The organism is Methylomonas sp. EFPC1 (assembly GCF_016925515.1).
Taxonomy (GTDB): domain Bacteria; phylum Pseudomonadota; class Gammaproteobacteria; order Methylococcales; family Methylomonadaceae; genus Methylomonas; species Methylomonas defluvii.
Genome location: NZ_CP070494.1, coordinates 3,720,524 through 3,740,448 on the forward strand (window position 1 = coordinate 3,720,524; position 19,925 = coordinate 3,740,448).

The following is a 19,925-nucleotide window of genomic DNA, read 5'->3' on the forward strand; positions in this document are numbered from 1 at the left end:
AGCCTTTATACCAATTTTATTTTAGCTACAGATGGACGTTATCCAACGCATTGCCGAAGAACTTTCAGTTAAGCCGCAACAAGTCGCCGCCGCAGCCGCCCTATTGGACGATGGCGCCACGGTGCCCTTCATAGCCCGCTATCGCAAAGAAGTAACCGGTGGCCTGGACGATACGCAATTGCGAAATCTTGAGGAAAGATTGATTTATTTGCGGGAACTTAACAGCCGCCGCGACTCAATTCTCGACACCATTCGCTCGCAAGGAAAGCTCACCCCGGAACTGGAACTAGCAATACTCGACGCCGACACCAAAACGCTTCTGGAAGACCTATACCTACCCTACAAGCCTAAACGCCGCACCAAAGCACAAATTGCTCGCGAAGCCGGTCTTGAACCATTAGCCGACGCCATCCTGGATAATCGCGACCTAATCCCCGAACAAATCGCAGCTAGCTATATCGACGCTGAAAAAGGTATCGCGGATGTCGCGGCAGCCCTGGAGGGCGCCCGTCAGATCATCATGGAGCGTATTTCCGAAGATGCCGAACTACTTGCTGAATTGCGCGAACGTGTTTGGAATAAGGGGATCCTGCACGCTAGCGTCGTGGCCGGCAAGGAGGCAGAGGCAGCAAAATTCAAGGATTATTTCGACTACCGTGAAGCGATCAATAAGATTCCGTCGCACCGTGCCTTGGCTTTGTTCCGCGGTCGTAACGAGGATTTACTGTCCTTAACCCTGAAACCGGCGGAACTGGATCAAGAAGAACATCAGCTATGTTCACAATTCGTTAGTCAACGCCTGCAAGTTAAAGACACAGAAAAACCCGCCGATACCTGGTTGGCCGAAACCGCCCGCTTTGCCTGGAAAATCAAACTATTTACCCGTATCGATATGGATCTAAAGCTGAGACTGCGCGAAGCCGCCGAGCAAGAAGCCATTAGAGTGTTTGCCAGCAATTTGCGCGACTTGATGCTGGCGGCGCCAGCCGGTCCCAAAGCGACCATGGGCCTGGACCCCGGCATTCGCACAGGTGTCAAAGTTGCTGTGGTTGACGCAACCGGCAAGCTGTTGACCACAGAAACCATTTACCCGCATCAACCTAAGAACCTGTGGGATCAATCGATAGCAGTTCTGGCTAAATTGATCAAGCAGCACCAAGTACAACTGGTGAGTATCGGTAACGGCACCGCTTCTCGGGAAACTGATCAATTGGTTGCAGACTTGATGAAGCAACATAAAGACCTTAATTTTCAAAAAATCACAGTTTCCGAAGCCGGCGCGTCGGTATATTCGGCATCGGAACTGGCTGCTAAGGAGTTTCCAGACCTCGACGTCTCATTACGCGGCGCAGTATCGATAGCCCGCCGGCTACAAGACCCACTGGCGGAACTGGTGAAAATCGATCCAAAATCGATAGGCGTTGGTCAATATCAACATGATGTTAACCAAGTGCAATTGGCTCGAATGCTCGATACCGTGGTAGAGGATTGCGTGAACGCGGTCGGCGTAGACGTAAACACAGCTTCGGTAGCTTTGCTGAAACAAGTATCTGGACTTAGCAGCAGCATCAGCGAAAACATCGTTGCGTTTCGCGATGCCAATGGCCCGTTTGCGAACCGCAATCAGCTGAAAAAAGTGCCGCGCCTAGGCGATAAAGCGTTCGAACAAGCAGCCGGCTTTCTCAGAGTCATGAACGGCGACAACCCGCTAGACGCATCTGCCGTACATCCGGAAGCCTACCCCGTGGTCAATGCAATCCTAGATGATACGGGCAAATCAATCCGCGACTTGATCGGCCAAAGCCAGTTTTTACGCGGCCTGAATCCGGCAAACTATGCCAACGCCAATTTTGGCGTTCCCACCGTTTCGGATATTTTACAGGAACTGGAAAAACCAGGCCGCGACCCGCGTCCGGAGTTTAAAAGCGTGCAATTCAAGGATGGCGTGGAGAAAATTACCGATCTTGAACCGGGCATGACGTTAGACGGCGTCGTGACCAACGTCGCCAATTTCGGTGCTTTTGTTGATATTGGCGTACATCAAGACGGTTTGGTGCATATTTCACACTTGGCGGATGACTTTGTTAAAGATCCCCGTAGCATCGTAAAAACCGGTGACATGGTAAAAGTGCGGGTACTGGAAGTGGATGTGGCACGCCAACGTATCTCTCTAAGCATGCGAAAAAACGTGGATGCCGGTGAGATTATTCCAAAAGAAAAACCGCAAAGAACCGTTCACAAACCTAAACAGCAGCCCGCGCTACAGAACAGCATGAGCAACGCATTTGCCAAGGCGTTGAAAAAGTAAACAGTTCAGGGCTCTGCTATACTTTCGAGCGATTGTCGGTCGAAGCGGTAAATCCGACTCGACCAACAGATTCTCAAATCCATTCTCATATACAGGATCAGTTATGAATCGAAATACTCGCGCCCTGACCACTGTTTTATTCGCAGCTTTTCTAATGACCAGCTTGCCAAGCCTAGCGGAAGAGGCCGAAACCTATGGCGAAACCTTCGGGCGAAAACTGACTACCGGCCTTGCCAACATCACCACATCCTCCCTGGAAATACCGAAAAACATTATTTTAATCAATAATCAAAGCAATGTTATTTACGGCTTTATCGGCGGTACTTTTAAAGGGTTATTGAACATGGGAGGAAGAATCGGTGTCGGCGTGCTGGATTTGGTTTCCTCGCCAATCCCCACGCAGCCCATCGTCTATCCTTTATATGTTTGGGACAATTTCAACGCGGAAACCACCTACGGCAAAGCCTTCCGCCCCAGCAATTAATTTTGTGGTGGAGCGTTCACCTACTCCACCGTCAGATCAAGCAACCATCTTCAACTCGCTCATACCGTTGGCTTTTTTTACCAATTCAATCTGCGTTTTGATGCGCTTTTTTACCCCTTCGACGTGTGAAATTACACCGACCGTTTTCCCTTGAGTCTTCAAGCCTTCTAAGGCACTCATTGCCAGATACAGGGCTTCCGCATCTAAATTACCAAAGCCCTCATCCAGAAACAGTGAATCGATCGCCTTACCGTTGTTGGCAATCTCAGCTAGCGCCAAGGCCAAAGCCAAACTGACCACAAAGCTCTCCCCGCCAGACAAGGTTTTCGGCAATCGCCGTAGATTTTTTTGTTTGGTATCTTCAACCTCTAGCGCCAAACCATTATCACTGGCCAAACTGCGAATATAGTAACGTCCGCTTAGTTTTTCCAAAATCCGGTTGGCTTGCGACAACAAATTATCCACCAACAACTGTTGAATACGCCGCCGGAAACCACCCTGCTCGTCATTAATCAACTTCATTTCCGCTTCGGCTTGCGCGTGTATGACCCTTTGCTCAGCCAAAAGCGCCTGAAGGCTCTGATATTTTTCTTGATAAGCTGACTGTTTATCCAGCTTAGTTTCCAACGTAGCTACTTCTTGTTCGGCTATATCGATTTTCTGGGATAGCTGACGTTGCATTCCCAAAAGATCGGCTTCGTTTAAATTGGCCGGCATAAGCGCCAATTCATTTTGTAAATCGGCTGACAGTTTAGCCAGTTCTTCGCCGATTGCTGCCAATTGCGTATTTTGCTGTTCCAGCTTTTGCTCAATTTCCGCCCGCCTATCGATCAGCTCTAAAGCCGACCGTAAATTATCGACATCAGCAAAAACGCCACCCGCAATTTTATTAGCTAGAACTCGCCGCATTGCATCTAGTTCGAGTTGCTGGGTGGCTATTTGCCGCTCCAATTCGACGATGAGTTTTTGCTTCTCCAGGATAACTAGATGCAAACCCAGCGATTCTTCCGTTTGCAAACTAGTCAAAGCGCCTGCCATCTGCTCCTGATAACTGGCTATTTTTGCTTGGCTGACTTGCAATCTATCTTGCAAGCTAGCAATCTCCTCCAGCAAGCCCTTCTGACGTAACTCGCGGATTTGATAATCCTGGCGCCGGGTATTGAGCTTATCGAAGACTATATTTTCTTTGCCTTTTCCTGGTAACTTCTCACCCAATAAAGCCAACTGCTTTTCCAGTTTATCAACAAGCGCCTTTTGTTCCGCCGTACGACTAGCGAAAAGCTGTTCGGATTCGATGTATTCCTGAGGCCGATTACGCCAAGTGGCATCAAGTTGCTCCACCGACGCCGTTAATTTTTCTACCAAAGCGTGCTTGGCTTCTAGCTCGGCCGTCCACTTAGCCACATTACGCTGTAACTGCGCGTGCTCATTGACCAGGTTTTTGATTTTCTCCAACTCCTGGGCTTCTGCGTCCCACAAGCGTTTTTGCAAAGACAAATTATTGATGTCCAACTCCGCACTGACGACATTTAAACGGTTGCTCAAAACCAACCATTGCGAGCGCATTTGCTGCAATCTTTGCTGCCGAGCAGACAATTGAGTACCTTGCTTTTTTGCCACTGCCAACTGCCCGGAGACACTATCGATAGCCGCTTTTAAGGCCTGCATCTTGCCGCGCTGATCGACTAAGGCTTTTTTTGAGTTGGTTTGGATTGGCGGTTTAGAAACATAGGGATGATCTAAGGAGCCACATAAAAAACACGGTTTACCATCAACCAACTTGCCGCGATCACCGCTAAATTTTTTCAGCAATGCCTCATTCAGCACGGCTTGCTCCAAGGCTTTGCCGATATTCTCTTCACGGTCCATCTCGTCTCGCAGGGCATCCAGCCTGGCTTGCAAGCGAGTCTCATCGGGCAGTTCCGGCGCTTTATTACGAGAGAACCAACTAAAAAAACTTTTTTTGGTAAATTTGGCATTAACCGCAGCCAGCGAGTGCAGTTCCTGAAAATCATTGACCCGTGTTTGCTGCTCTACCAGTAACTCCTTCAACTCCTCGAAACTTTTACCTTGCGCCAACTCCAGTAGGGTTTTACGTGCAGCTTCAATACGCTCATTCAAATCGGCAACCGCCGTTTTAGTATCGCGCAAAGCAGTCTGGTTTTTTTTCAGCGCCGCAGTCGTGTTTTTAGTCCAATTGGCTTGTGTCTTCTGCTTACCGGCCAGCTCCGCCAATTCTGTCCGGAGATTACGTAACTGCACCACGTCGGGAAAGTCAGACTGCAAACTAGCGTCCACCTGATGATCTTGCAACCAGCCGTCTATTTCCGCAAGACTGGCCTTTCTTTCGTCCAATTGTTGTTGCAGCGTCTGCACCAGTTCGGCTTCACGCGGCAACGCCAGCTTGAGATCACCCACTTTCAATTTCAGCGCGTCAATAGCCTGTTTTTGCTCCTCTACGCTTTTACCATTCAGGCTTGGGACGATTGCGTTACTGACGTCTTCGCCAAGTTGGCGCTGTAGTGCATTCAGCTCCTGACGATAAGCATCCAAGGTAGCCTGACTCTGGACAATCTGTCCCTGCTTACCATCCAATAAAATTACTTCTTCGCGAAACTGCGTCGCTTGCTGAAAGTCGGCAATTTTCTGTAAATCGTCTTGTAATAGCTTAATTTGCGCATCAACTTTCTTTGACTGTTCGAGAAGTTGTCTTTGGCGTCCTTCTAGTGAGTGAATGTTTTCGATTGTAAATAGTTGCTGTTGCAACTGTTTTTGGTGGTTTTTTAACTCAGCAACTTGATCCTTGAAATCCTGTAAGTCTTGCTCACCGGCTTGCAAGGCTTCCGGACTGAGCAAAGGAATCAGATCAATATCCTGTTGTAGTTGCGTTAAACGATTGAGCGATGCATGAAAGTTACCTTCAGTCCGCTGCCGATACTCAACATAGATCTGGGTACCGCTGATTTTTTCCAGAATGTCCATGCGCTCGCTATCCAGCGCATTTAGAAAAGCCGCAAAGTCGCCCTGCGGCAAGACCATCGATTTGCTGAATTTATGAAAGTCCATGCCCGTCAACTCGGCAATTTTGGTCCGTACTGTATTTGGTGTCCTGGCGAGTAACTCCGAATTATCGTTTAACTTAGTCAAGCTCATTTCCGGCTGTAAAACCTGATCTTGATTTGCGTCAGCAGGCCGTTTTACCTGCCATGAGGAACGAAACCTCTCGCCATCTAAAGCAAATTCAACCTGTGCGAAGCTATCGTTTGCCTGCTTGGTGATTACATGCTCGGCAGGCTTGTCGAAACGAAAAGTCTCACCGTATAGGCCTAGCGTAATCACATCAAGGATACTGGTCTTACCGGAGCCGTTGGGGCCAGTGATAGCAAACACACCACTGTCGGCAATAGGTCCCTGGTCGAAATCGACTCGGCCTTCGCCTTCCAGTGAATTGATATTTTTGAAGACTATATTGAGTATCCGCATAATCCCAGGCTTTGAGGGCTGTTGGTGGCAATTTGCTCAAACTCGAATAGCATTAAGCTAATCCAAGCAAATCAGATTGAAAATCTATGCGGGTATTTTAGTGAATTTGACCTAGGGATGCTGAATAATATCGGAGGGCGAAATTATGGCTTTTGGAGTCTGAGCGATAGCTTTTTTATAAACAATCGCATCTCTGAGTTTTTGAAATTCCTTCGCATCAAAACCATTTGCCACACCCAGCAATTCAGCTTCACGGATTACATCCTCCGCCTTGTCGTATTCCTTTAACTCGATAAACAAGTAGGCTTTTTCGGCACGGAAATACATTCTATTTGGATCCAGCGCAATAGCTCTATCCATTTCCTCAAATGTGCTTTCTGTTTGCCCCTGAGTGAAATAGACCTTTGCTTTGATAAGATGCATCATCGGTTTATCGGTGAAGTTTGGCTGCATCAACGCAGCGTCTGACCATTCCAAAACATTTGCTGCAATCGTTTTGCATTCATAATCGCCATTGATCAAACAAGTAGCAGCGGTCCGTATCGAATCCATGGTACGCAACGGATGAGACTTATCCGATATTCTGCGCAGAACTTCCTTATGCACCAAATCTCTCAGCGCTTCCATATACTTAACATCAAGCACCAAGGGTTCATCGTATCGCGTAGGTAACGCAGCGTATTTTTGATCTTTAGCTACACCTTGAAAATTTATCAATCTGTTGAGTTCCATAAACATCTCAATCAAGGTTGACACTTCAAAAATGTTTAGTTTGGAGGCTGTCAGATAATACTGATAGGTTTCTGCGTTGGGACCGCGTTTGAGTTCGAGATTGTTGGCATAAGCGCTATTGGCCCGCACGGAGCCGGGATGATTACGCACCTCAAAGTAACTAAAACTGTCGAGATTTGACCAGATTGCGGCACGGGTATGCGTAGCCAAAGCCAGACTGCCAATGATACAGGCATACAATCCATTGAGTAGCCTACTGCTGATTTGCTTCGTTAGTAGCTCGTACAACAAAGCCACTAGCGCTAAAACAATCCCGATACTGGGCAGATAATTGCGATGCTCGTATATCAATTCCAAAGGAAATATAGTGGACTCCATAGCGTGTCCGACAAAAAACCAAAGAACCGCAAAATTCAAAAAACGAGTTTTGTTTTGACAAGTGTTATAGATTGCTACCACTATCAACACTACAATACCGGTAATCGACAGCACTGTACCAAAAGGCTGAAACGGGCCCTTGCTCAAAACAAAATCATCGTGCGCCAGACTGAGCTGGGTATTATCCGGATAGAACAGCAATCCCAGATAGTAAAACAGTATTCTGGCTTCGGACATTAAACGCTCTGCCAGCGTAAATTCGCGCGTCAAATAACCGCCCAGCACATATTCCGGATGAGTCAGCAAGTACGCCAAGCCAAACAATACCGGCAATATGACGGTGACAAGGTAATAGCTGTACACTTTAAAGCGGGACGCTATTGGGATCGGCGGTAACAAGGTTACTTCACTGACAAAAATCAATAGCGGCAAAAGCAACGCATTTTCCTTGGATAAAACCCCTAAGCCTGTACCAAGCACACAGCCCAGCACCATAAACAGCAGGCCAGCAGGCTTTTCTAGCTGTAACCTACCTTTTAAAAACACTAAAAATCCACTCAACATAAACATGCAGGCCATGCTGTTCATACGCTGGACGACATACAGCACAGAAGTCAGTTGTAACGGGTGTACCGCCCAAATTAGCGCGGAAAGAAAAGCTAGTTTTCGAACAGGAGAATTAGGTGAGGCAATCTTCAACAGTTGGCAACTTAGCAAGAAAACCAGAAAGCTATTGATGACGTGGATGCCAATGTTGGTCAACTTGAATGGAACTGGATCAAATTGCTGTCCAGCGTAAAAATAATTTAACGCAAAACTTAGACTGGCTAAAGGGCGCTTGAAAGGTCCACTGGTATTCCCGCTCCATGCAGCAGCCAATTCTTTTGCGTTCAATCTCTGTAAAACAACGCCTTGGTTATCAATGATATTCGGATAGTCGTCAGCCAGAAAAGGACCTGACTTTCCGGCAAGGTATACACCTACTATCACTACTATTAACTGTAGTAACAGCACACCAGAATTTACAGCTTTCGATCCGATGAATCTATTAACCTTAGCCATATTTTTTCCAATTTGAGCAATGCCATAAAAAAAGGGGCTTCGCAGCCCCTTTCATTAAGTTCAAAACGAATCAGTTAGGTTTTAGGGTGGTATTTAGGTTGCACGGAGTTTGCCACACCAGTATTTATAGTCCATCTCATGCCCGCACCACTTGTACATGCTCCATCGTACTCAAGAATATTGTCAGTCCCGGGGGTAACCGCTTGACCAATAGTTCTATAAGTAATTGTTACTGTTGCACTACTAGTAGAGCCTGATGTAAGGGCGACTGATTGAACATATTTCCCCCAAATGAGAGCAGCTGCCGGCAAATTAAAGTTACTACTCGTATTAGTACCTGAACCTAGGGTTTGCTCACTACAAGACACACCGGCAGCAGTAAATGCTGGCGAAGCTAAGCTTGGTCCTTCCGAGATTTTAGATTTAACGGTGTAATCCTGGTAAGCCGGGATCGCAATGGCTGCCAAGATACCGATGATCGCAACTACGATCATTAACTCGATCAAGGTAAAACCTTGTTGTACTTTTTGCATTTGCTTATTCATAACCACCTTCTTTTTTATGATGAACGGAACTTAAAACTCTCAGACTTATCAACAAATAGCATGCCAATTATCTTCCGAACAGAATAAAACAATAAAATTAAGCCTATTCCACATACATTTCAAAGCCTTACACAACGCCCTTACAAATAAACAAAGGCAATATTCCCGTAGCCACAACCTTATCAAAAAAGTAGTTTTTGTTCATAACTGACGTTTTTTGTCACCCCCCTATAAATCGCTAAATAATTTGGGGATTGGTTGACTACAAACCCTTACCTGCAAACCAAAGCTCCAGCATCATCAACATCCACACTAAATCGCCGTAATAGGCAGCATGGACGCTTTGATGCATCTCGATAGCATGATCCAAAAAGTCCGGTTTAAAAAACTCGCGCCGCTTCAAATCATTTATTGCGCCATAAGCCAGCTGCTTAAGCGGCTGATGGTCCTTCAGCCAAACGCCGAAAGGCAACCCAAAGCCGTGCTTGGGCTTGTTGATAATTCGTTCCGGTAAAAAATCCGCCATCGCTTGCTTGTAAAACCAGCGCAGTTTTTGCCCTCGCAACTTGTCATTCGAGGGAATTCGGCAAGACAAGTCGAGAATGCGTCTATCCAACAAGGGGTAGCAAACTTCAACACCAGCCATTTCGCACATTCTATTGACTTTGACCAAATCGTTGTCGTGCAACGTGTTTTTCCAATCCAGATACAACATACGATTCAAGGTACTAGCAGACTCCGGCCGCCAATAGTCTTCCCTAAACTGGCGTAAGGGCGCAGAAGTATCAATTTCCGCTAAAAAATCAGCTTGAAAAATGTCTGCCGCAGCATGCCGATGCAAAAAATTGTAATCCTGGAGGCGGTCTGGCATCGCTGCGTTCGCTTGATCGATATAGCGTTTTGCCTTAAACGGTAGTTTCTGTTTGGCTATTACATCCGGCAAGTTATTTAATGTTGCTTCGAGGCCAGCGCTTAGGAATTTTGGCAGGCGATGATAACTCTCGAATAACATTTGCTTGGCATAGCGCTCGTTACCCGCAAAAATCTCGTCCCCCCCATCTCCCGCGAGCAAACGGTCAACACCATGATCCTTAGCCAACTTGGCGCAATAATACGCTGCCAAGGCCGACGCATTCCCAAACGGCTCATCGTAGTAAGCCGCTATTGCCGGCACGGCATTAACAGTATCCTCGGGAGTGACGTAATACTGGTGTTGCCGCGTATTGAAACGTTGCACTGCAATATTGGCGTACTCGATTTCATCATAGCCGTCAGCGTCAAAACCCATCGAAAAGGTTTTCGCCTTACCTGGAAATACCCTAGCTAAGGCTCCCGCCACACTGGAACTATCCAGCCCACCGCTCAGAAACGCGCCGGTATTATCTTCGGTATCGGCCATACTTCTGACCGCTTCGATCAACTGTTGCTGCAATTCCAAGCCGGCTTGCTGCAGATCGCAGGATTGCTCACGAAATACCGGTAGCCAATAGCGTTTTAAGCTGATTCGTCCGTTGTGATAAACCAAGCACTGCCCACCTTCCAGCTTTTTAACTTGCCGATAAATCGTTGTAGGGCTGGGACAATGGTTGAGATAGATGTAATCAAATACCGCTTGCGGCGCAATGCCGTTACTGACCTGAGGATGGCGCACTATAAAATCGGCACTTGAACCGAATATTAGGCCACCGGCAACTTCTGCGTAATAGATGTTACTGAGACCAATCGGATCGGTAGCCAACATCAGCAGCTGCTGATTGGTATCGATAAGCAGCAAGGTATCAGCTTCCGGCAAACCGACTAAAAAATCGACACCGCGACTTAAATAGGCATCCCACAAACTCTGTGAGCGACCTGATCGCGAACCGGACTGCGGGACGAGCAACAACACCCCATTACTGTCCGTCATATCGGTCGCAGCGGTTGAAAAAGCGAAGTTCTGACCATGCCGAACATTAAATATTGAATCTGCCGCCGTCATTTGCCCCAGCAAAGCGATAGATTCATCTTTCTGGAGACCGCTCCCCATCCATCCTGCAAATTTTGTCATAGTGATCGATATAGTTATGCCTTGACGTGACTGATCACATAACGGAACTTTCCTGAACGCTCCTTGGGAATGTAATCGGTGTATTCGATATTGATAGTAACGGCTTGTCCTAAACGTTTTTTAAATTCGTCGACGATTTTTTGTTCGTAAGCCGCTTGATATTTTAGGGTTTTAACAATTTGCACAGTGGTTTTATCCAAACTGTCTTGGGTAATTTTAAAGGAATCAACGCCTTCTAAATCTCGCAAGACATAAATCAATGCCAAGCCATGCAATACTGTTCCATCCTGAGCAACTACAAAATCGGTGGTTCGACCTTGAATCTCCTCCAGCACGGGTAATCCTCGCCCGCAGGCACAGACTTTATCCGACAATATTCCCATATCGCCGGTACGATACCGAATAAACGGAAAATCTCTGGTTGCCATATGCGTAACCACAATTTCACCGAGCTCTCCGTTAGGTAAAGGCTGGCCTTGTTTGTCTACAATCTCGACGACAATGTCCTCAGCGGTAATATGCATACTGCCTTCGGGACACTGATGCGCGATAAAACCGGCATCACGCCCGCCGTAACCATTCGCAACCGGACAAGCAAACACGTTTTCTATTTTTGTCCGCTGGTGATCGTAAAGCCGTTCCGATGTCACGAAAGCCACTTTAATCCCCAAATTATGCAATGCTACGCCCCGCTTCTCAGCATGACTGGCAATGTGGGCCAACGCAGAAGGATAACCAAATAACATTTTCGGGCGAATCTGCTGGATTTGTCGAACAAAGCCATCCAACTTTTCCGACGACATTTCGAACGCCGGAATCAAATGTGTACGCAACAATTTATCGCGCAACAGCCGAATTTTATCCTGCGCCCCTAGTTCGATTGGAGACCCCCAGATTACTGCTTCTGGATCGCCTATATCCACACCCCACCAACGGGTAGCCCGCCACTTTGCCGCGACATCATGGCTAACTCGGCGGCTACCGATGTAAAAAATCAATGGTTCTCCACTGGAACCGCCAGTGTTGAAACGTGCGAGTCTTTTAGCATCGTCCGCTTTCATTTCATCAAGATGCTGCCTGATTTCCGGCTTACTTAACAACGGTAGCTCGGCTAATTTTTTCACACTATCAAGGTCCGCCGGCTCAAATCCCAAAGTAGCGAACAACTGCCTGTAGTAAGGCACATGAATTTGTACGTCTTGCAGAAACGCGCGTAAATGTTGCAATTGCAACTGCCTAATCTCGTCGGGTTTTAGCCACTGACTGCGCTCCATGCCGCGTCTAACTTTGACGGTACTATGCTTTTTTAAGGCTTCGTGAAGCGGAAAGATTACCGTTGAACAAAAAGACGTATAAAAGCTCATGACTCCACCAGTTTTTTAAATTCCGCCAACAAAATATCCACCCGCTTATCCCAAGAGTTATCAGCTGCATAATTTACAAGCGCTTGCCGGTCCCACTGCCGTTGCAAAGCATGATCAAGCGCCATTAACAATGCGTCAGCATCCCCAAACGGCACGATAGTACCCAATGTTTCATCAGCAACCACCTCGCGATTGCCGCCAACATCGGTGCTAATCACCGGCAAGCCGCAAGCCATAGCCTCCAAAAACACGTTAGCCCAGCCCTCGTTGGCAGTAGCCAGCACAAACAAATCGGCTGCCGATAATGGGCCGTGCAATTGTTCTGCAGGCAAAGCCCCAAGAAAACGCACATGTTGGCCAATATTCAGCGTTTCAACTTGTTGCTCCAAGCGACTGCGAATATTGCCTTCCGGACTAGCGCCTCCGACGATCAAGTATAGCAATCGCGGGTATTTTTCGATTAATGCCGGCAAAACTTCGATCACCCGGTGAAAGCCTTTTCTATCGACCAATCCGCCGACCGAAATCAGTACTTGGGCGTCTTCAGGAATTTGCCGATGTTGCCTTGCCTGTTTTTTATCAATAGGAAAAAATTTCGCGGTATCGATGCCGTTGCCCACCACCTGGATTTTCTGAGGGTCGGCGCCTAAATCCACTACGTGCCGCCTTAAAGAATCCGATACCGAAAATACTCGGGAGGCATCATTAAGAGCCTTTAATAATCGTTGGCGGCGACTGGGAGTTTTAGACAACGGCACTTCTGTGCCGCGTAAAGTGATGGTGACCGGCACCTTAAACCATTTCCCGAGTAACGTGGCCGCATAACCGTCAGGGTATGCGAAGTGCGCATCGATCACATTAAAAACGAAGCTCTTTTTTAATTGACGACAAATCAAAAAACTACAGATTGCCATAAAAAAGCCGTCCCAAGAACGTCCGATTCCGGGTATCGATAAAAAGCGCGGGAAATAGACAGAAATACCGTCTTGATTTTCGTATTTATCCGGTTGCGGCCGGTAATTCGGTTTAAACCATTGAATTAGGCTTTGCAGTGGGAACCAAGGCACCGGGGAAATGACAACTAAAGAACAATGACCGGCCACTTTGGACATACGCTCGCGAATAAAAACGCCAGCGTTAGGTCTGACACGACTGGGATACAAAGAACTGAAAACAATCAGCCTTGGCGAGTTATCGGCCATCATTACCCGCCATTATCCTGCCGTAAACAGCCTGATAATGACTGACACTGCGCTGCCAATTACGCTCTTCTTCGACATAGCGCCTACCGGCTCGCCGCACTTGCTCCCATTGATCTTGCTGATCGAGGACCGCCAACACCGTTTGCGCCAACGCTGTCTTATCCCCAGCTTTGAAGATATAGCCAGTTTCCCTGTCTCGAATTAACTCATGATGCCCACCGACATCCGAAGCCACCAACAAGCGGCCTTGCGCCATGGCTTCCAGCGGTTTTAAAGGTGTCACCAAATCGGTTAAGCGCATCGCCAAGCGCGGATAAACAAAGATATCGACCAGATTGTAATAGCGCTGCACTTGATCGTGAGCGACACGTCCGGGCAGAATGACGCAATCCTGTAAGCTCAGCGCCTCAATTTTCTGCAGGATTTGTTGCTGTTGCGGCCCACCGCCCACTAACAACAAACGCACATCAGGCTGCTGCTGGATAATCGCCGGCAATGCATCCAGCAATAGCAATAACCCCTCATAAGCATAAAAAGACCCGATAAAACCGAGCACAATTTTGCCGCTCAATCCCAGCTCTGCTTGCAAGTTTGGCTCGGCGGCCTCGCCGTAGGTAAATTTATCGATATCGACGGCGTTGGGAATCACGGTAATTTTTTCCGCCGCGACTCCGCGGCCTATGATATCCCGGCGCAGACCTTCGCAAATAGTCGTCACCGCATCGGCACGCTTAAAAACATGTGTTTCCAATGCCTTAGTCAATCGGTAACGTAAACTACCTTCATGGGTGGTGCCGTGATCGACGGCCGCATCTTCCCAAAATGCCCGGCATTCGTAGACCAACGGCAATCCGTATTTTTTTGCTACTTTTAAGGCCGCAAGCCCGTTCAACGCGGGCGAATGGGCGTGCAGAATGTCCGGTTTGATCTGCGGAATAATTTCATCCAGCCGTTCCGCCAACGACTGTACGATGGCCCATTGATTTAAAACCGGCAATTTCGCCGCCAAACCTCGCGGAATAACAGATCGATAAAAGGTCAGCCCGTCAACGGTTTCAATGGGAGCTTCCGCGACTTGATGTTTGGCGGATGTGACATGAAACGTCTCCCAACCCAGTTTGCGTTGTTGCTCGAGAATCGCACGAGTACGAAAGGTGTATCCGCTGTGCAACGGAATGGAGTGATCCAATATGTGTAATATCTTCATGTCAAGAACGGGTTAAGGAATATTCCTATTGGCAACTTGCCGGGTTCGACATGATTGCCATGATTTATGTGGTTTTAGTATTGTCAGTCAGCCGAAACCAGGCCTTTCTGATTAAATGCGGCACTAGTATATGCAAGGGCATTTTTAACCAATGCGAGCGAAGAAACAACAGCCAACGAGCAAAGCCGGTCAGGCTATCCATGCAGCTAGAATGGTGTGGTTTTAGGGCTTGCGAGAAAAGATAGTCCATAACTCGGTTTTTTCCGCCTCCCGCGTAGACGGTAGAAGCCTCAATGACACTATCAGGAACCGGTGTTGCCAATATTTTGGTGGTATAACGGAGAGCGTAAAACAAGGGCTTACCCAATCCCAACATTTCCGCTCGATGATGCAGGTTTTCCCAAAAACTTGGATCGTTACCACTAAATTCGCGTAGGAGCAAATCGATGTCGCTCAAATCGCGCAAACCATTTTCAAACTCTCCACCCCAGAACAAATGGCTGGCACTATGGAGAACCATATCCTCGGGGGCCAAAACCCAATAATCGGTATCTGTTATCTTGACAGCGGCTTTTAGCAACAACTCGGCATCAGGGTATAAATTGCAGGTTTGCGGAAGTATATTGTGGTGAATATCCAGCGAAGTCCCACGCTTGATATGCCTAAGCGGCGGCAATTCATGCATCCACTGCTCATAATAGCGCTGATCGTAATTATCCATCGGTTCAGGAAGCCATCCATGCCATTTCAACGCATCTTTGACCTGCTTCAACTGAGTCTTCGGCACCAGTATATCAATATCGCTGAATACGCGCCCCAAACCAGCATTCAATCCGGATGCCGAATAAGCGGTGCCTTTCAACAAAATCAACCGAATATTCAAAAGCTCAAAGACCTGCAACAGGTTATGCAGCTCCCACTTGACGATGCGCTTTTGAGACAACCAATAAGTCTCGGCTGAATCGAGGTGATATGCAAAATGCTGTGGCGGGTTGAATAGTAGAAATTTTTTCTGGAAAAATGTCAGTCTGGCCAATACTCCGGCGCTCCTTGCTTGCCTTAACAACAGCTCCCAATCGGAATTCGAGTCAGTACTATCTTTCGCCTTGACCATCAAGTATTCATTCAACAAATCAGGCATCATGCGACTCTCTAGCGTACATCATCCAATAATTGCACAAATAAATCAGACGCATGGTTAAAATCGCCATCGTAAATGAAATCATACGCCTGACAGCTGTTTACCAGACCCAACATGGTCTCAAAACCCTGCGCACCTAGTACACTGTAATTGAATGAAAGGTCCGCCAGCCGCATGAACGCCTCAGCCTTTGGCACCGCAGATAAACTCAAGGATGATTCCGCTCGATACTTCGGAAATACAACCAAGCATGGCACGGCGGTTTGGTCAGCTTTTGACACCGATTCGGAGGGCGGCTTCATCAGACAAACCGATCCTTTCAAAGTATCGTGAACAACAGGACTGAATTGGCAAAATGGAAAAGTATCCCCTATCACCAATATAGATTCGTTTTTCAAACTAACTGGACGCGGTACCGGAACAACATGCCCGGTTGCTCGATCCATCAAAGTTAATTCATCAGATAATAGTCGCCAACCGTTGTTGATTAATGCTGCGCACAATGTGCTCTTACCTGACCCCGGCGCACCAGGTAAAATTAAAGCTTTACCGTTTCGTTCCACCACGGCGGCGTGAATAATTAGAAACCGGTGTGAGTAGCCGGATATACACCAGTTCAACCCCCACTCAAAGAATGGAAATGCCTGCACATAAGGCAAAGGCTTGAAAGGAATAAATTGATCAAAGGCAAATAGCACCTGTTTGCGAAAGAAACGTCTTACGCCCGCAGGCTGAATTAAGCGGATATAAAAGTCGCAAAAAGTATCTGGGGGTAATATCGGATAGGCAGAGTAAAGCTCAATGATACCCTGCTGAACTGACGGTATAGCAGAATGAATTCTAATTGAAAAAGGGCCAATCCTGATAACAAACTGCCCAGACGCTATCAAAGATGAAGTGGAATTAGGTCCGCTCAAAATAACTATATACTTTCAATAATGTTAAGCTTGCACAACTGGTCAAGTACGCTATTCAACGATTGCTTATCCAAATTACCCTCAGAATCGATAACAATACTCAGTAATTCCGGCTCACTAATTGCGAATTCGGAACCGCTGATTATCGATAAAACCAAACTTGTATCTTTATCCAAATAATGAGTTTCACCGCTACCATGATGAAAAGCAACAGATTCATAACCAAAAGATACGAACTGAATAGGGAAGCTTCGATAAATTTTCCACTTCACAACATTAATGGCTATTGATGAAGATTAGCTAATAATTCAGCAGCACCGACTTCATTCGTTACCGCTAAGCTACCGTCATAGAAGGGCTCATGAAAAGCGCATAACCGATAAAGCTTTATCACTTCTGCGGGACTAACATCCTGAATGGACCCAGCACTGGCATTCAAATAGGCTACGCATGCATCCCGCTTGACTCCAGTTCCGGATAGGGCATCCCAAAAGGTAGTCGTATCTGATAGGCTAGTTGGATCAAATATCGACGCAAAAGTAGTTGCATTCTTGTAAGTATAGCTGCCGGAGATTCCACATTGGCTACCCGTGCTTGATGTCCCACCTGAAAAACTACTTTCAGCTAAAATGGCAGTACACATCGAAGCGGCCGGACTAGGTGGGACGGGATTTATGGGCGTATTTGTACCTTTTTTATAATATAGCGCCCCGTTGGATTTTCTCTCCACCCTGAAAGGACAGACGCGCGCCGCAATCCACTTCAAGTAATTTGGGTCCGTAGCAGTATCTACATTGCTTAGCCAGACGCTAGGAGACGTTCCTGCCCTACAAACCGACATATCCTCGGAATGACTCGACACATTGCCTGATTGCACTCCTGAGATGGTACATTGATAAACACTGCCTAAAGCGGTCTTACTGGTGAGTGTCATTAAAACCGGCGCGATCACACCTGCTTTCGCGAAAGACCTTCTGGATTTATCAAGTGACCTACCAACGTTCTGGGATTCTTCTGCAGTACGTTTGTGTTCATCTATTCTGTTCATCTGGAACCCTCTTAAATTAAACTTTGAATTGGTTCGCACTCTAGCAAAATACCTTGTATCTGTCTATTGCACACAGGTACAGATCCAGAATTTGAAAGTCGATCATTTAACTATTTCGAAGAAACGCTTCAAACATCAGCAATGACCAAATCGACGCGCTGTAATCGCGCAGCCCGGACTGATGCTGAGTAACCAAATGATGCAAATAAGCGTCATCGAACCACCCTGTGCTTTTCAGAGTTTCCCCCAGCAAGGCCTGCTGCACTCGCCCCTTTAATGGCCCTCTAAACCAGTTACTTAATGGCACCGCAAAACCCATTTTGGGACGATAAAGAATATCATTAGGCAGATAAGGTTCCAATGCCTTCTTGAATAGATATTTACCTTCTCGCCCATGCAATTTTAAATCAGGTGGCAAGGTTGCCATCCATTCCACTAACTTGTGATCCAGCAACGGTACCCGGACTTCCAAGGCATGGGCCATACTAGCCCGATCAACCTTAGTCAGAATATCTCCAGCCAGGTAAGTTTTCAAATCCAAATATTGCACCATTGACAATGGATGATCAGGGGCTTGCTGACTATACCGACGGAATACTTCAATAGCTTGATAACCCTGCAACTCGCTCTTTAGACTATCGCTAAATAATTGGCTGCGCATGCCGTTGGAGAGCACCGAGACACTGTGAAAATAACCTGCCATCGAATCTCTACCAATAGACTCAAATGTTGTTTTTGCCCTTAATACCTTGGGCGCCCAATCCAGCTTCGGATATACCTTGCCTAAGGCAGAGAACAAAGGCATCCGCAACGCATCAGGCAATAATGCCCTCATCCTCTCTTCATAGGTGTGCCAGCGATAGCGCCTGTAACCAGCCAGATTCTCGTCGCCGCCGTCGCCAGATAACACCACGGTCACCTGCTTCTTGGCCAACTCGCAAACCCGGTAAGTAGGTAACGCAGAACTGTCGGCATAGGGCTCGTCATATAAACCGGACAACTGATCAATCAAACTAAAGTCTTCGGGATCGACTTGTTCGACTCTATGTGCAGTGTGATAGCGGTCCGCAACCTGAGCGGCGAATTGCGCTTCGTTAAATTTAGGATCGCCAAAGGAAATCGAACAAGTATTGACCGGATCTTTGGATAGTCCTGCCATCAATGCCACGACACCACTGGAATCGACGCCGCCAGACAGAAATGCCCCCAATGGCACATCAGCGACCATTCTAATTTTCACTGCCTCGCGCAAGCGCTCGATTAACTCTTCACCGGCCTCTGCTGCGTTGCCCGCAGAGGCCGTCTGAAATTTAACATCCCAATATTGTTTAGGTCGAAAACCGTTCTGTCCTCGTTTAATCGTTAAACAATATCCAGGCTCAAGCTTGTAAACACCTTTATATATGGTTTTTGGATCGGGAATATAGCCAAAGCCGAAATAGTCCTCTACCGCAGTAGGGTCAACATTTTTAGGCAGTAAAGGGTGTTGTTTTAATGCTTTCAGTTCGGAACCGAAAATGAACTGACCGTTACTTAATTCAGCATAAAACAGCGGTTTTACGCCGAGACGATCTCTAGCCAAAAATAAGGTCTGCCGCGGCCTATCCCAAATCCCAAATGCAAACATGCCGCGCAAGCGTTCCACGCAAGACTCACCCCACGCTTGCCAAGCATAGAGAATGACTTCTGTATCGCAATGCGTCCTGAAACTAAAGCCCAATGCCTCCAATTCTTCTCGCAATTCCGGAAAATTGTAGACCTCGCCGTTATAAGTCAACACCACATTGCCATCCTGACTATGCATGGGTTGTTGACCGCTGGACAAGTCAATAATGGACAGTCTGCGGTGTCCAAAACCCAAACCGGGCTCGGTATGCAAACCGCCTTCGTCTGGTCCCCGGTGGAACTGCGATTCGTTCATCCGCGACAACAAGTTGCGGTCTATTTCACTAGCACCTGTAATATCGAAAATACCGACTATGCCGCACATATGAGTTCTCTCTGGAT

13 protein-coding genes are annotated in these 19,925 nt (G+C 47.1%); 2 read left to right on the forward strand and 11 right to left on the reverse strand.

Annotation, left to right across the window (positions count from 1 at the left end; genetic code table 11):
• The first annotated feature begins 31 nt into the window (after positions 1–31).
• Together JWZ98_RS17115 and JWZ98_RS17120 are read left to right on the forward strand one after the other, a co-directional pair.
• Entirely contained in the window at positions 32–2,308 is a 2,277-nt protein-coding gene (locus JWZ98_RS17115) for a Tex family protein (protein WP_205451146.1), read from the forward strand.
• Between the two features lie 103 nt (positions 2,309–2,411).
• Positions 2,412–2,792, forward strand: coding sequence for an exosortase system-associated protein, TIGR04073 family (locus JWZ98_RS17120; RefSeq protein ID WP_033155672.1), 381 nt, complete (start codon positions 2,412–2,414; stop codon positions 2,790–2,792).
• A gap of 36 nt (positions 2,793–2,828) precedes the next feature.
• Here JWZ98_RS17120 and JWZ98_RS17125 read toward each other — a convergent pair whose 3' ends face one another.
• The 11 genes from JWZ98_RS17125 to JWZ98_RS17175 form a co-directional block, all read right to left on the reverse strand.
• Positions 2,829–6,275 (reverse strand): SbcC/MukB-like Walker B domain-containing protein, encoded by a 3,447-nt coding sequence (locus JWZ98_RS17125; RefSeq protein ID WP_205451147.1) that lies wholly within the window; start codon positions 6,273–6,275, stop codon positions 2,829–2,831.
• A 111-nt stretch (positions 6,276–6,386) separates the two neighbouring features.
• On the reverse strand, positions 6,387–8,447 hold the full coding sequence (locus JWZ98_RS17130) for a hypothetical protein (RefSeq protein ID WP_205451148.1): 2,061 nt from the start codon (positions 8,445–8,447) through the stop codon (positions 6,387–6,389).
• A 74-nt stretch (positions 8,448–8,521) separates the two neighbouring features.
• Positions 8,522–8,992: a prepilin-type N-terminal cleavage/methylation domain-containing protein gene (locus JWZ98_RS23440; protein ID WP_205451149.1), complete on the reverse strand. Its 471-nt coding sequence runs from the start codon at positions 8,990–8,992 to the stop codon at positions 8,522–8,524.
• A gap of 262 nt (positions 8,993–9,254) precedes the next feature.
• Positions 9,255–10,898 carry an asparagine synthase C-terminal domain-containing protein gene (locus JWZ98_RS17140; RefSeq protein WP_240348054.1) on the reverse strand — a complete coding sequence of 548 codons (1,644 nt, stop codon included), beginning with the start codon at positions 10,896–10,898 and terminating at the stop codon, positions 9,255–9,257.
• A gap of 155 nt (positions 10,899–11,053) precedes the next feature.
• Positions 11,054–12,403 (reverse strand): AMP-binding protein, encoded by a 1,350-nt coding sequence (locus JWZ98_RS17145; protein ID WP_033155675.1) that lies wholly within the window; start codon positions 12,401–12,403, stop codon positions 11,054–11,056.
• Positions 12,400–13,515 carry a glycosyltransferase gene (locus JWZ98_RS17150; RefSeq protein ID WP_240348055.1) on the reverse strand — a complete coding sequence of 372 codons (1,116 nt, stop codon included), beginning with the start codon at positions 13,513–13,515 and terminating at the stop codon, positions 12,400–12,402. Before JWZ98_RS17150 ends, JWZ98_RS17145 begins: the two co-directional genes overlap by 4 nt.
• A gap of 79 nt (positions 13,516–13,594) precedes the next feature.
• On the reverse strand, positions 13,595–14,812 hold the full coding sequence (locus JWZ98_RS17155; protein ID WP_033155677.1) for a TIGR04063 family PEP-CTERM/XrtA system glycosyltransferase: 1,218 nt from the start codon (positions 14,810–14,812) through the stop codon (positions 13,595–13,597).
• A 64-nt stretch (positions 14,813–14,876) separates the two neighbouring features.
• Positions 14,877–15,956, reverse strand: a complete 1,080-nt coding sequence (locus JWZ98_RS17160; RefSeq protein ID WP_240348056.1) for a nucleotidyltransferase family protein — start codon at positions 15,954–15,956, stop codon at positions 14,877–14,879.
• 8 nt (positions 15,957–15,964) lie between these two features.
• The gene (locus tag JWZ98_RS17165; protein WP_240348057.1) at positions 15,965–16,870 is read right to left on the reverse strand and encodes an HprK-related kinase A; all 906 of its coding nucleotides are present in this window, start codon (positions 16,868–16,870) and stop codon (positions 15,965–15,967) included.
• 283 nt (positions 16,871–17,153) lie between these two features.
• Positions 17,154–17,918: a hypothetical protein gene (locus JWZ98_RS17170; protein WP_205451150.1), complete on the reverse strand. Its 765-nt coding sequence runs from the start codon at positions 17,916–17,918 to the stop codon at positions 17,154–17,156.
• A 106-nt stretch (positions 17,919–18,024) separates the two neighbouring features.
• A complete protein-coding gene (locus JWZ98_RS17175) occupies positions 18,025–19,908 on the reverse strand; it encodes an XrtA/PEP-CTERM system amidotransferase (RefSeq protein ID WP_205451151.1) in 1,884 nt (627 codons plus the stop codon).
• Positions 19,909–19,925 lie beyond the last annotated feature (17 nt).